Origin of the sequence: Enterococcus gallinarum (genome assembly GCF_021496385.1) — a bacterium.
Lineage (GTDB): Bacteria > Bacillota > Bacilli > Lactobacillales > Enterococcaceae > Enterococcus_D > Enterococcus_D gallinarum.
This window is the reverse complement of record NZ_CP050816.1, coordinates 1980774-1994082: the sequence shown is the minus strand read 5'-3', so window position 1 is coordinate 1994082 and position 13309 is coordinate 1980774. Positions and strand designations below refer to the sequence as shown.

General features: G+C 38.0%; 13 protein-coding genes. 1 reads left to right on the top strand and 12 read right to left on the bottom strand.

From position 1 onward, the window contains the following. Positions 1 to 81: 81 nt before the first annotated feature. Positions 82 to 2565, bottom strand: coding sequence for a vitamin B12-dependent ribonucleotide reductase (locus HED61_RS09935; RefSeq protein ID WP_219645502.1), 2484 nt, complete (start codon positions 2563 to 2565; stop codon positions 82 to 84). Positions 2566 to 2704: 139 nt separating this feature from the next. Here HED61_RS09935 and HED61_RS09930 point away from each other — a divergent pair, with 139 nt between their 5' ends. Beyond that, positions 2705 to 3235 carry a hypothetical protein gene (locus HED61_RS09930; RefSeq protein WP_138371808.1) on the top strand — a complete coding sequence of 177 codons (531 nt, stop codon included), beginning with the start codon at positions 2705 to 2707 and terminating at the stop codon, positions 3233 to 3235. Between the two features lie 165 nt (positions 3236 to 3400). Here the strand turns inward: HED61_RS09930 and HED61_RS09925 are convergent, their stop codons facing one another. The 11 genes from HED61_RS09925 to HED61_RS09875 all read right to left on the bottom strand — a co-directional run bounded on the left by HED61_RS09925 (position 3401) and on the right by HED61_RS09875 (position 13214). Further along, positions 3401 to 3904: a GNAT family N-acetyltransferase gene (locus tag HED61_RS09925; protein WP_231598653.1), complete on the bottom strand. Its 504-nt coding sequence runs from the start codon at positions 3902 to 3904 to the stop codon at positions 3401 to 3403. A gap of 79 nt (positions 3905 to 3983) precedes the next feature. After that, positions 3984 to 4484, bottom strand: coding sequence for a GNAT family N-acetyltransferase (locus HED61_RS09920; protein ID WP_003127245.1), 501 nt, complete (start codon positions 4482 to 4484; stop codon positions 3984 to 3986). A 115-nt stretch (positions 4485 to 4599) separates the two neighbouring features. Continuing rightward, the gene (locus HED61_RS09915) at positions 4600 to 5022 is read right to left on the bottom strand and encodes an SRPBCC family protein (RefSeq protein WP_003127244.1); all 423 of its coding nucleotides are present in this window, start codon (positions 5020 to 5022) and stop codon (positions 4600 to 4602) included. 135 nt (positions 5023 to 5157) lie between these two features. Beyond that, the gene (locus tag HED61_RS09910; RefSeq protein WP_219645501.1) at positions 5158 to 6150 is read right to left on the bottom strand and encodes a serine hydrolase domain-containing protein; all 993 of its coding nucleotides are present in this window, start codon (positions 6148 to 6150) and stop codon (positions 5158 to 5160) included. Positions 6151 to 6392: 242 nt separating this feature from the next. Then, the gene (locus HED61_RS09905; RefSeq protein WP_003127242.1) at positions 6393 to 6932 is read right to left on the bottom strand and encodes a DUF1697 domain-containing protein; all 540 of its coding nucleotides are present in this window, start codon (positions 6930 to 6932) and stop codon (positions 6393 to 6395) included. 148 nt (positions 6933 to 7080) lie between these two features. Beyond that, complete coding sequence (locus tag HED61_RS09900) at positions 7081 to 7563, bottom strand: GNAT family N-acetyltransferase (RefSeq protein WP_234981382.1); 483 nt, start codon at positions 7561 to 7563, stop codon at positions 7081 to 7083. A 36-nt stretch (positions 7564 to 7599) separates the two neighbouring features. Beyond that, complete coding sequence (locus HED61_RS09895; RefSeq protein ID WP_219645500.1) at positions 7600 to 8424, bottom strand: prenyltransferase/squalene oxidase repeat-containing protein; 825 nt, start codon at positions 8422 to 8424, stop codon at positions 7600 to 7602. A 408-nt stretch (positions 8425 to 8832) separates the two neighbouring features. After that, positions 8833 to 9372 (bottom strand): flavodoxin domain-containing protein, encoded by a 540-nt coding sequence (locus tag HED61_RS09890; RefSeq protein WP_219645499.1) that lies wholly within the window; start codon positions 9370 to 9372, stop codon positions 8833 to 8835. Beyond that, the gene (locus HED61_RS09885; protein ID WP_225585947.1) at positions 9359 to 9826 is read right to left on the bottom strand and encodes a MarR family winged helix-turn-helix transcriptional regulator; all 468 of its coding nucleotides are present in this window, start codon (positions 9824 to 9826) and stop codon (positions 9359 to 9361) included. Before HED61_RS09885 ends, HED61_RS09890 begins: the two co-directional genes overlap by 14 nt. Positions 9827 to 10075: 249 nt before the next feature. Further along, positions 10076 to 11125 carry a 5-methylcytosine restriction system specificity protein McrC gene (locus tag HED61_RS09880; protein ID WP_060814861.1) on the bottom strand — a complete coding sequence of 350 codons (1050 nt, stop codon included), beginning with the start codon at positions 11123 to 11125 and terminating at the stop codon, positions 10076 to 10078. Continuing rightward, positions 11109 to 13214: an AAA family ATPase gene (locus tag HED61_RS09875; RefSeq protein WP_060814862.1), complete on the bottom strand. Its 2106-nt coding sequence runs from the start codon at positions 13212 to 13214 to the stop codon at positions 11109 to 11111. Before HED61_RS09875 ends, HED61_RS09880 begins: the two co-directional genes overlap by 17 nt. Positions 13215 to 13309: the final 95 nt, after the last annotated feature.

The following is a 13309-nucleotide window of genomic DNA, read 5'->3' as shown; positions in this document are numbered from 1 at the left end:
TTTTATCCATCGAAAAACATACTAAATTTTTACTGAAACACAGGTATATCCCTTATCTCTTCAATCACTAATGATCTATTTTTACAAACCACATTTCAATTGAATTTTACAATTGGTACATGTACTACAACCGCCAATTTCTTCTATTGTTCCTTCATGACAGATGGGACAAATGTCACCAGAAATCACTGGTTCATTCGTTTGGGTGGTAAATTGATCTTCTGCTGGTTCTACTTGAGTGTTTATTTCATTGTCGATTGCTTCCAAAGTCAATACTTGTGAGTCACGGCTGCCATCCACGTATACAGTACCGCCTTTGGCACCACCATCGTAGAGATCCATATAGACTTTCGCCACCTGACTTACAGAATACCCTTTCGGTGCATTGACAGTTTTTGAAATCGAACTATCCACCCAGCGTTGAATCGCACATTGAACACCAACATGTTCTTCTGGGGACAGTTCCATTGCTGAAATGAAGAAGTCTGGCAGCTGATCTTTGGCTTGTTCCGGATGATTCGCAAGATATTCTTCAACGATTGCTGCATTGATCTCAATAAATTTGCCTAATCTGCCACTTCTAAAATAGGAGAAGGAGTAGTAAGGCTCTAATCCTGTTGACACACCGGTCATCGTTCCCGTCGATCCTGTTGGTGCGACAGTCAAAAGATGTGAGTTGCGAATCCCAAATTGCATCACCCCTTCACGAATATGGGCTGGCATTTTTTTCATATACCCTGTGTCAATAAACTTCTCTCGTAATGCTTGTGTCTCTTGATCATCTTTCCCAATCAAAAATGGAAAACTGCCCTTTTCTTTTGCTAAATCAATGGAGGCTTCATAGGCGGTGATAGCAATCGTCTCAAAAATCTGATCGACTAATTGATTGCCTTCTGCTGAACCATAAGTTTTCTCACAATAGATCAGTAGATCGGCTAAGCCCATGATGCCAAGTCCAACACGTCTTTCACCTTTCGCTTGGCGCTCATTTTTATCAAAGAAGTAAGGGGTCGCATCAATGACATTATCTTGAAAACGAACCGCGGTTTTAACCGTTTCTCTTAATTTAGCAAAATCAACTGTCCCCGTTTGATGATCGGCCATGTTTGCCAAATTGACTGCTGCTAGATTACATACAGCATAAGGTGTTAACGGCTGTTCACCACAAGGATTCGTCGCAACCACTTTTTGCCCATAGGCTGTAGCATTGGTCATTTTATTGGCATTATCGATAAAGAAGATACCGGGTTCAGCTGAGTACGTGGCACAAAAAGTGATCAAATTCCACAATTCACGAGCCCTGATCCTTTGATAGGTTTTTACTTTATGACCGGCGGCTTCCCATTCTCGCACATCTCCGACTTCTGCCCACTTTGCATCGTATTCCGCCATTTCTTCTTCGGAATAATTATCGATATCTGGGAAACGCAGCGCATACCAATCGTCTTTCTTTACTGCATCCATGAATTCTTCTGTCAAACAAACAGAAATATTCGCTCCAGTCAGGAAGTCGCTGTTTTTAACCGTATAACTTCCTCCATGCCGTAGCTTTTCTTTTGCTGTCTTGATCATTTCATTTTGCTCGGTATCTGATGATTCTGGAAGCTGAGCAATATGGGTATACATTTTTTCTTCCATTTTTGACAAAGGATCAAAATGAAGTTTTTCATTGATTAACTGTTTGATGGTGTCATTTTTCAATGTTTTGTTTAACTGCAGCAATACTGCAGGATTCTGGATTTTAGAAATAATGAACGCCAAAATGTCTGGATGCCAGTCAGCCATCATGATCATCTGTGCGCCGCGACGACTTCCCCCTTGCTCGACCAGATTCGTCAAATTGGCTAAGTCATTCAACCAAGAGACGGCACCAGAGGATCGCCCGCTGACACCATGGACCACACAAGCTTTTGGCCGTAAGGTTGAACCATTAGTACCAACTCCTCCGCCCCGACTCATAATCTCCATCACTTCTTGTCTGTGTACAGCGATTCCTTTACGAGAGTCGTGAATGAAAGGCATCACAAAGCAATTGAAATAGGTAACTTGAGAATTAGTACCAGCGCCATAAAGGACTCGACCTGCCGGAATCAGATTTTGTTCGGCAATTTGCTGATAAAACTGCTCAAGAAACAACTCCTGCTCTAACTCTTTATCGGAAATCCCTCTAGCGACTCGGCGAGCGATTTGTTCGAAATAAAGTTCCAGTGGTTTTTCGATCTCATTTTTCCGTCGTTTAACAAGACCACTAACTTGTTCAGCAGTATTTTCTATAGCTGAGCGATACTCTTCTTCAACCTCTATGGAGACCATGTCGTCATCAATAGACTTTACCCATCCGATGCCTCGAGCAGGATATTGAGGATCTTCTTTTGTGGTTAAAATAACCAAATCACCCTTATCTAATGTTTGGTGGTTTTGATCCTTGAAAGAATAGCGATCGAGCATGATCAAGCGAGAAATTCCTTCAAATGTGTTCGTCATATCAGTAGTGATTGCTGAGACTTCTGGGAACATATGAATGTCCTCGTTTAGCTTGCTTATCGTTTGTTTACTGTATTTCATTTTTTGTGCCACCTTCCCATACTCAACATATTGTGTCCGAAATTCATTATCACACTACATAATGTGTTTTTCAATCTTGAAATTTATTTTTTTTCATGTATAATGAGAATGATTATCAATTAGAAAGACGGCGATTTCGATGTTCCAGCCTCATAGCCATATATTTTCCGTTCAAAAAATTTCTTTATTAGCACTCCTTACTGCGTCTTGTATCGTTGGACGCTTATTTTTTGTCTGGATCCCCAACGTTCAGCCCATGAGTGCTATTTTATTTTTATTAGCCCTGGCAGGCAGTTTGTCTGATGCTTTGATCGTTGCTTTATTGAGTTTGCTTGGTACAAATATCTACTTAGGGATGGGGCCTTGGACGATCAGCCAATTTGTAGCACTGGCTGCTATGATTACTTTTTTTCATCTGGGAGGAAAAATATCTCTCATAAAGCAAAGCCGCTTAACCCAAGCACTTCTAGCGTTCATTTGTGGTATTCTATACGGTTTGATCGTTTCTATGATGGAAGTTTGGCTTTATCAGTTTCCTTCTTTTACAGCCTATTATCTTCAAGGCTTCGTATTTGATTTGTTTCATGCTAGCGGAAACTTCCTGTTTTATTTGATCTTATTCCCCGTATTTGAGCGAATGATGCCCGCATTAAATAAATGGAGAAAATAGAAAAGCCTAATCTTTGCTCGAACCATCACCAAATTAGGAGCACTTACCAACTCTTTTGTCAAAGAAACGTGAAGCGGATTCGTCAAAAAAAATCTTTTTACCAAGTTAGCCTAGGCTTCTTAACAAGGTAAAAAGATTTTTATTGTTTGAAGAGAACTTTCTGATTCACTGTTCCTGTTTTATCCTATTTTTCTGTTGTGGGTAGTCAAGGCGATGCAACTGATAGAGTGCGTCTTCTTCCGTTTTGACTAACGAAAAATTCAGTTTTTCTAAAAGTTTTATCGAAGCTAGATTTCCAGGCGCTACCTCTGCTTTTACTGATTGAACACCTTGATCAAACAGCCACTGTATCGTCGCTTGAATCACTTCTGAGCCGTATCCTTTTTGAGACTCCTGAGGATGGATCGTGTAACCGATCCAGAAAAAATCTGCTTCATTTTTTAAATAGATATCACCGATCAGCCGTTCATCTAAAGTGTGCACAACTGCTAAATTTTTGCCTTCAGAAAAACTTTTTGTATGCAGCAGTTCTTTGATATACGCAGCTTTTTCCATGTTTTTGAAACCTTGGTACTTCATCCACTCTAAATCATTTCTATAGGTCATAACTGTTGGGATATCTTCGATCCTAAAATCACGGATAAAACAACGTGATGTGCAAAAATACATGATACCCCTCCTCATTGCATCTTGACCCTTATCTCAAGTAGAGAGTCAACTGACGTTTTGCTTATTGAAAATAGACTCGCTAGTTCCTTGATCTTGGGTGAACAAAAATTTTTTCGTAAGAAAGAACCTTGACTTTCTTTTGATTCATTTGAGCAATGGTTTCTTTAGTGGGCCGAAAACCTAACGATCGCCAAAATTTACCCGCTGGTTGATTATTCAATAAAACGGCCAAGGCTAGTTTCGTCATCCCTTCAGAAAGAAGAATTTCTTCTAATTTATGAACGATTGCTTTCCCGTGTCCTTGCCTCTTTTCATTGATCAACAATAATCCAATATAAGCGGTTTGCTCTTCTGGATAGTCAACTAAGTAGTCAAGGATCGCCACCGGCTTTGTATCCTTTCTAACTAAAAAAAAGCGTTTATTTTCTTTCTTTACTGATTCAGGCTTATCTACCATATCTTGTTTTAATAACTGCAAGGAAGCCACATCATCCGTTAAAGAAAAATACGGCTGATTATTTAAATAGATGGAAACAGCTTCCTGTTCATTTGCGTCAGTCACTCTCTCGAAAGTAAACATTGGTCAACTCCTTTAAAACTTTTTCTTTTGTGATTGTCTCAAGTCATTTTCTTGTCTGTTCTATGCTTGATGTGCTGCAGTCTGCTGCGGTTGGCAGCCAGCAACGAAATACATTTCAATGGGATTTTTCCGTAACTTCTTTCTCTCTTTTTAGGATTGCTGTCAAATCTGCGAGATATTTCTCCTGTTGCTTCTTCAAATATCTTTTAGCAAATGGTTTCAAATAAAACTTCTTCAGCGTTACCTCTTCCGTAAAGATCATATCTGTCTGAGCACCTGATTTGGTGAATTTTCCTTGCCAACGCCCTCGCATATTTGTGTTTTCCATCGTAAATGAATACAACGTGAAAGGCTCTTTGTCGATAATCGTAAATGTTGTGGGATACCCGCTTTTTGTGTATTCGATAAACTGCCTTTCATTGATCACCTCAATTTTACTTAAATCACTTCGCCAGGAATAGTCCTGAAGATTGGTGACAATTTGCCAGATCTTTTGGATATCCTGATCAATACTGGCACGAATCGTTGCCTTGACCATAGAGTTCCTCCGTTATCGTTAATTTGTGTTGGTATCTGTCCAAGAAATGCTCATTCGTTCAACGTTCTTTTAAGAAGATTCTCATGGAACGCAGTCGCCGCTCCTTTCCATTCGTCCCTTCAATAAGTGAAGGGCTCAGACTATTTCTGTCAGGACAAATGGCTTCACATACGTTTCTACAAAGTCGACCCGATCAAGGACCGTAGGTTTGAAATACGCGGTTACAGCAATAACCAGTTTGTTTTTCGAATCAACGTAAATGACATTGCCGCTATTGCCAATTGCTGAATAGACATTCTGCTTTGGGTCTAGTATCCACCATAAATACCCATAGTGCATCTGCTGAAATTGGATTAGAGCTGGCTGCGTTGGTGTACTCATTTCTGCGATCCATTCAGCAGAGACAATTTGTTTTCCTTTGTGTCGGCCTTGGTTCAAGCAGAGTTCGCCAATTTTCGCCATATCGCTGGCTGACAAGCACAAACCATAACCAGCTGTACCAACACCCAATGGATCACAAAACCAAACCGGCTCCTTTGGCTCTTTTCCGATAGTGAACTGCTTGTGTTCTGCTGCTGTTTCGGCATGGTAATTGTGATGTCGACTAACGCCGATGGGTTCAAATAAATAGCTGTTTGCAAAATCAACCGTGGTCATTTTTGTTGCTTGGCATAATAAACCAGTCAAAATATGCAGACAAACTGTTCGATAATCAAATTGATTCGTCAACCCTTTTCTTCCACCCAAAAAGTCTAAAGAAGCTTTCGTCCAATCTTGGCTAGTACAGACTTTTGTCCAAGGATCTCCTTTTCCTTTATAAGGTGCCTGCATGGTGAGTAAGTGTTTGATGGTCACGTCATAGATCGTTTTTTCTCCTCGTTTCACGCTATAATCAGGAAAATAATCAAGGACTTTATCTTCAATACTATAAATTTTTCCCTGATCGATGGCGATTCCGATCAACAACGATACTACGCTTTTTGTCGCCGACATCACATGGCAAGCATCATTTCTCTGATAATGATTCCATTCATCTGAATAGACTTCTTCGTGGTTCTTGTAAGCAACAATTTGACAAATATTTGGCTGGGTACTCGTAATCAACTCATGCAATTCTGCTTTTTTCATCATCATTCTCCTTTCAAGAATAAGCATAAATCCATTAAAAATAGATTACAAGGCTCCTTCTTCGGAGAATTAAAATTTTCAGAATAGTTTTGCATTCAATTGATTTCTTCCATGCTTTGAAAAAAGCGACACTCAAAGTCAATTTATGACCAATAGAACCCAGTAACTAGAGAACACTACCTAAACCTTTCACAATGAGTTTAAGAGCGGAATCAGCCAATAATCGACAGGACTTTCTTTGATCACATGTCAACAATTTTTCTTACAGTATTGGCTGTTCGGATGGTCAGTTGATCCTTTACCTTTGGCTTTGCGGTCTTTGCCCACCAATTTGTTTTTTGATGTTCTTTGCGAATAAAGGACCAAAAGACAATGTCTTTATAAGGATACACTCTTTCAAAGTCCGCTTTTGGTTCACCAATCTCAGTCAGTAAAACTTCAAAAGACAATGGCTTCATCATAAATATGACGTTGTCATAAATTTCTTTGTTCTCATCTCCCCACCATTCAGGAGCATTTGCTAATAATTCTTTTAGTTCGGCTTGTAAAATCACATGAATGGGAATGTCTAACTCAAAGCCGAGCTTGATCCTTGTTCTCATTTTATTGGCTAAAATCTGTGGGTCCTCTCTGTTACTGGAAAAGATAACATTGCCACTGTTTAGATAAGTGACAACATCTGTAAATTCGTCTTTCTTTAATTCTTCTTTTAATTCAGACATACTCAACTTATTTTTCCCGCCGACATTGATTCCCCTTAATAAAGCAACATATCGATCCATTCTTCTGACTCCTTTACCAGGTTCACTTTCGTTTCTGCACCAAGAATACTTTTAAAGAAAAGTTCTTTTCGTCTCTAGTCCACTTCAACACACCTATTTACTTCTAGATAAAAAGCATAGTTTTCATAACTGCCTTGCTTTTCAACATTCATTCTGAAAGATCTTTGAAATAAAGCCCAGTTCCTTCATCCAATTCAAAGCCGTTTTTTTCCAACACAGCGATTGAAACTTGATTTTCTGGCACTGGATCTGCGATGATTCGACGAGCCTGTTCATGGCTCATGATATGGATGACGAGTGCTTTGATCAGCATATTTCCAAATCCTTTTTTGAGATACGTCTCTTCCCCAATGAAATAATCAATGCCAAATGTTCCAGCCGGCTCATGTTCCCATGGATACCCTTTAACGGTCCTTTCACACACGTAATATTGGCAGAATCCGATGGGCTTATCATCAAGAAGGACGATAAAATGATGGATATAATCAAATTCTCCTGTTTCATTTCTGATTTCCGTCAACCAATCTTCTGCCGAACCAAGCCATTTCTTGATATATTCTTTTCTTAACCAGCGATCGACTAGTTCGATCTCATTGGTCAATGGACGAAGTGTCAAACAAGTTTCTGTCATTTTCTTGCCTCCTGTTCTGCTGAATTGCCAAAAATGCTATGCTAAGTTGGTTAATATTTCTTGATAACGTTTCGTTGCTAATTGACTGGCCTGTCCCTTTTTACAAAAATTCATCTTTCCTAACTTCGGCACAACACGTTCTACAATGACTTTGCCCTCTACTAATTTTGTTTCAAATTGGTGTAACGCTTCCAAAAAGCGCTCATCTCGTTTCGCATAAGGGTAAAAGGACAAAACATACAGATAATAAAAGAGATTATATCCCCTAAAAGGATATTCCGTCTGCATAAACAGCGTGCCAATGCCATAATGACAAGGACTGATTGGCTTTTTCAGTCTCCAATGCGTCAACAGAAACTCGATCGCAGGATGGATAACCGCTTGATTCTTTGCGAATGGACTATAGCGAAAAGCATCTAATACCGTTAAAGTCGTCATCGGTGTAGAATACTCCGTTTCAGGTCCTCGACCAAAGCTATACTTGTTGCATTTCCAACCCCCATCTTCTTGCTGTGTGGAAATAAAATAGTCGAAGGTCTTAAGAAGCCGTTGATCTTCCGCATAACCGAGAACACAAAGGTTCCTTAGGGCTAACGCCGTATGGCAAGGATACAGCCCACCAGATGGGGAAGTTTTGAAACGGCCATCTTCTCTCCAAGTGCTGAAAATCAGCTCCGCTGTTTCTGTTAGGATCGCATCCTGGGGAGACACTCCCAGTTCAAGTAAGTACATTGGACTTTCCAACGTGGTAAACGGAGCCCCTTTCAATAATTTTCGGTCCTCAGTCGTCCAGTAATCGGCGCCATTGTCGTATCGATGTGCGATAATCTCTTCTATGTCTTCCAAATAAAGTTTATCCATAGACTTCTCCTCTGCCTAAATTAGACTGCAAGCAAATATAAACTGGATTTCCTGTAAAAAAACTTAGTAGCACGTCTCTAGCAACTCTCCTTGTTTCTCTGGTCAATCCTGTTCGAAGAAAACCCGATAAGCATTCGTTTTGCAGGATTTTTGTCATTTTTTCAACCGAATGTCTTGAACGGTGAGTGAAAAACTATCGCATTGATTTTCCTCAAGTTTACTATTTCCCTGTTTGAAAGTAAAATGGAGAATGAATCAATCATCTACTTCAGAAGTTGCCAATTTTGATTAAATTGGTTTGCCTTTGAAAACAAAAAGACGACTCTTTTGCAGAGACGTCTTTAACAATCCATTCAATCCACATGTAAGATGAATCATCCACCTCATTAAGTGTATGTCTTTATCGGTTTAACTTTCCTTCTCAACTAACTTTCTTACATAAGTTACCAACGGTTCAATAGCGGTTCTATCACTAAAATCGACCGTCTGTCCATATGTTTCGATCAATGCTTTGTTTTCCGAAGTAAGTTCAGCATCAGGTACTTTTTTTAACGAGTTTATTATCACTTTTAACAGCAGTTTATTTGCCATGCTTAATTGTGTATAATCGATTCCGCCTCGAAAATGAAAAATACCTTCAGGAATGCTTTTTAATTTTTGAAGACTCTTATCTAAATCAGCATAATCCGTACCGACGGGATCGCTCAGACCAACTGTAAATACAACCAGATGATCGAAAAGGTTTCGTTTCAGTAAATCAACACCACTGATTTTCCCAGCATAAATAGGACCGCCAAAAATGACAAATGAATATTTACGAAATTCTACGTCTTTGGCTTTTTTCCCGTCGATAAGTGCTGCGTTCAACTCTTCTGCAATCCATCTGGCATATTTTTCTGTCATCCCATGTTTGGAAAAGTGCACAACAGCTAGGTTATCCTTCATCATGATCCATCTCCTTGATTATGCGTTCCAGATTCTCTATCATCTTTAGTGTGACTTGAGAAGCAATTGCCAATTCATTGTCTGTTATTCCTGTAAAAACTTTATCTCGAAAATCTTGACTTTCTTTTTCACTTTGTTTTGCCAACTGTTGTCCTTTTTTTGTCACGAAAACTTCTTTGACCCGCTTATCCTGGGCACTTTGATTAACTGATACAAGTCCTTCTTTTTCCATTGTGTCGAGCATCTTGGCAATATTTTGTCTTGTTGTATTCATCGTACTCGCTAATTCATTGACGCTAGGTACACTCACTTTAGAAAGTTCTCTAAGATTCATTAGTAAAAACCATTGTTTCGTGGTTAATCCAGTGACAGATTTGTCTCCTGCAAATTGGAGCTTGTTCGCTAGGATAAATGTTCCGCCAAATAATAGATGTCTAGGATTTTCTGGGGCCTTCATCAGCATTTCCCTTTCTTAATAGGTAATAGGTTACCTATATTATATGCAACCTATTGCTTATTATCAAGATTAAGTTGTTGCTTTTAGGACATTTCGGTACAAGGAAAGAATGAAATAATCAGCAATGATTTCACCTATTATTTGAAAGAACTGAGTGTTCAAAAAAAGCGGTAATTACTGTAATCGATACAGTTATTTGATAATTTTATTGATCTAGTTTTTAAAAAAAAACCTTGCCTAGAAAATAGGTCAAGGTTGGAAAAATTGGGAGGCATGTTTCAACAATTCATTTTTTATATCTTCAAAAGTTTGATTCAAGTCCAGTGTCACTACACTAATCGGATAGCCATTTAATTCATAGTGATGGTTTGGCTGATGTTCCTCTATCGTTTTAGCATAGAGGAGCATGCCTCCTACTACTTCACCATCTTTTGAAATCCAGTTATTAACGTAAGTGAAAATTTGATAAAGATTAGCAGTCTTTTGCTTTGCATCGCTCCCAATAAATCTGGTCGCCATATTCTCAGAATAAAACTTTGTATCCACAATTAAGGTCTTAGCACCATCACTCAAAACAATGTCAGTTTGCATATTCGGCAAAGCTTCAATGAAACCATCCCCTACTATCCATGGAATTTGTGGGTGTGTCACTTTGTAGCAGGTATCACGTTTATAGAAAGCAAATACAAATTTTTCGTAGAGTGACGATAATCGCTGTTCATCTTTCATTTCTCTTATCCATTGCTCTTCATTCGACTCATCCAAGAGTAACTCTTCATACAAATATCTACAGACATCAATAAGAAACTGATAACGTATATTTTGTCGATTATATTCAACTTTCTTCCAAAGTCTAAGTGATAGCTCAATGTCTGTTACATCGGAAAAATATGGTAATAACCCAAAGAAAAATCTCTTATCTGGCTTTGAAATATCTGGTAATTTATAGAGATATTGAATTGTTGCCTTTAAAATCTGATTTAGAAGCACATCCTCAGAGAACACATCGTATAGAACTACTAATTTTTTATCCACCAGGGCATTTTGCTTGATGGAAGAACCAATATCAATTTTCCCCTTGATGACTGTTGTCCTATCAGTTTCTTGAACGTAATCTTTAATTAGACCACCTCGAATTAAAACAGGAAGACCGATTTTCAAAATCTCAATGTATAAACCTTTCACGTTATCAAACTGCTCAACATTCATTCGTTGATATTCTGATAGTCCAATTGTTTGGTAAGCATAAGACAGCATGTAATAGATATTTCGAATCGGTATCTTAGAGTTTTTTTCCATCATAAGCATTCCTTAACTTATTCGCCCAGCTCTCAGCTTTATCTTCATCATCAAACCAATACTCATAGAGTTGAGGAATAATTTCATATTCTACTACTTCAATAAGTCTTGATTCTGCGTCTATGGAAAATGCATCACCAACAAAATAGCTATGACCGATTTGGAAACCTTTACCAAGCTCAGCTATAATGGTTTTATTTAGAGATATGATTATTTCTATTACTTTGATCATCTTAATCGGTGAACCAATATTATTGATATATTCAGTGAACGTTGAATTTTCAAAAGCTGGTGCTATATCATAAAAAGAAAATCTACGTCTCAATGCATAATCCAGCAATGCTAGACTTCTGTCGGCTGTATTCATCATACCAATAATATAAAGATTGGCCGGTACTGAAAATTTTTCATTTGAATAGAGCAGATTGACTGATTTGCCGCGTTTGTCAGTCTCAATTAACATCATGAGTTCTCCTAGAATCTTACTCATGTTCCCACGGTTTATTTCATCAATGATGAAAAAGTAGTCTCTTTCAGGATCACGAGAAGCTTTACGTGCAAATTTAACAAATGGTCCTTGTTTCAATTCAAAACCATCACTATCCACTTTGGGGCGATATCCTTCAATAAAATCTTCGTAACTATAGCTCTGATGGAATTGAATCATTTGAATCCGCGAATCATCTTTCTCTTCCATCATTAGATATGCCAATCTGTCAGCGATAAAAGTTTTTCCTACTCCGGGAGCACCTTTCAAAATCAAATTTTTCTTATTTTGTAAAACTGATTGAAGCTTTCCAAGAGCATGTTCATCAATGTATACTTCTGAAAGAAAATCTTCTCTGGAATATGATTCATTCTCTCTAGCTGATGGTCTTGATTCCACATATCGAATATAATAGTCAATAGAACTTCCTGATACACCCTTGTATCTGTCGTAGGTTTCATCATTAAGAACCGTTTCCTTGATATTCTTTAACGCTTCGGTATCAGTTTCACCGAAAATAATCACTGTAAACGTAACTTCAATACTTTTGAGAGAAGAAATCTTTTGACTGATAGTTTTATCATTTAATAATTCTCCATTTTGCTGTACCTGTTGCGAAAGCCAAACTTTGAATTCATTAATTAAATGTAACTTTTCATCAATTGGCTCTCCATTGATGTGCTGATCCAAGTAAACAATAAAATCAGGATAATTATTGAGGTTAGTCAGCATTTTTTGTGAAACTTGGTCGCTTAAGTTCCATGACCCCTTATTCGTCCAGTCTATATTGTGACGATGCTTATATTTTGAAACATTGCTATCAAAGTAGTAATCTCCATTAACAACACCTTTTCCAACAATATGGTTACCATTTGTTTTTGCATAAACAATGTCACCAGGCTTAATTTCTCTGTAGAAGTCCCAAATCTCTTTTGCTTCATTTAATGAATTTTTTTTATCTTTCCGATGTTCTGAGATAGCCTTCTGGATGTCAAGTCTATTCTCATATTGATTTAAATCTTCAAGAAAGTCCCAATCAAACCCTATGATTTCCGATTGAAAAAGTTCTTGCCAAAGATTAGCGTCATCGCCTGGAACATAGAGCCAGTAATTCACACTGTCATCAACTTGACCATCTAAGCTCGAAGACTTTTGTTCTCTCTTCGGGTAAATCTTTTCTGGATTTTCAGTATAGTACAAAAACTTTAGATATGATCTCAAGATTGTTCCTAACTGCGCTATACCACCATAATTAGTCGGTTGGCTTCGATTCCCATTGTCATAATCCATTTGTGCATAATGACGTTTAAAGGATTCGTTGATCTTTACAAATTCCTTAGTGTATTTTTTCCTTTTCCCTTTCATCAGTTCTAATAATGAACTGTCCTTATCTCCAGTAATCTTCTGATATACTTCTTTAAACTCATCATATGTCTCGTAGTAAAAAAAATTTTCAAAATAGCTGTTACTTAATTCAAATTTGCTCAACAATAACCCAAGTTTTTCAAGATACGGTGTGTACCAGATCCCAGTTTTCTCACCTAGGTTATCTTTTGCCCAGTCCCTAAAAAGTTGTTTACGTATTTCCATTGAATTGCCCATCTAATCCACCTCACCAGAACAAATAAAAGTATCTTCAATTATATCACGGAAAATTTTTTTGTTGTATATCATCCAAAACTGTTATGAATACTAAA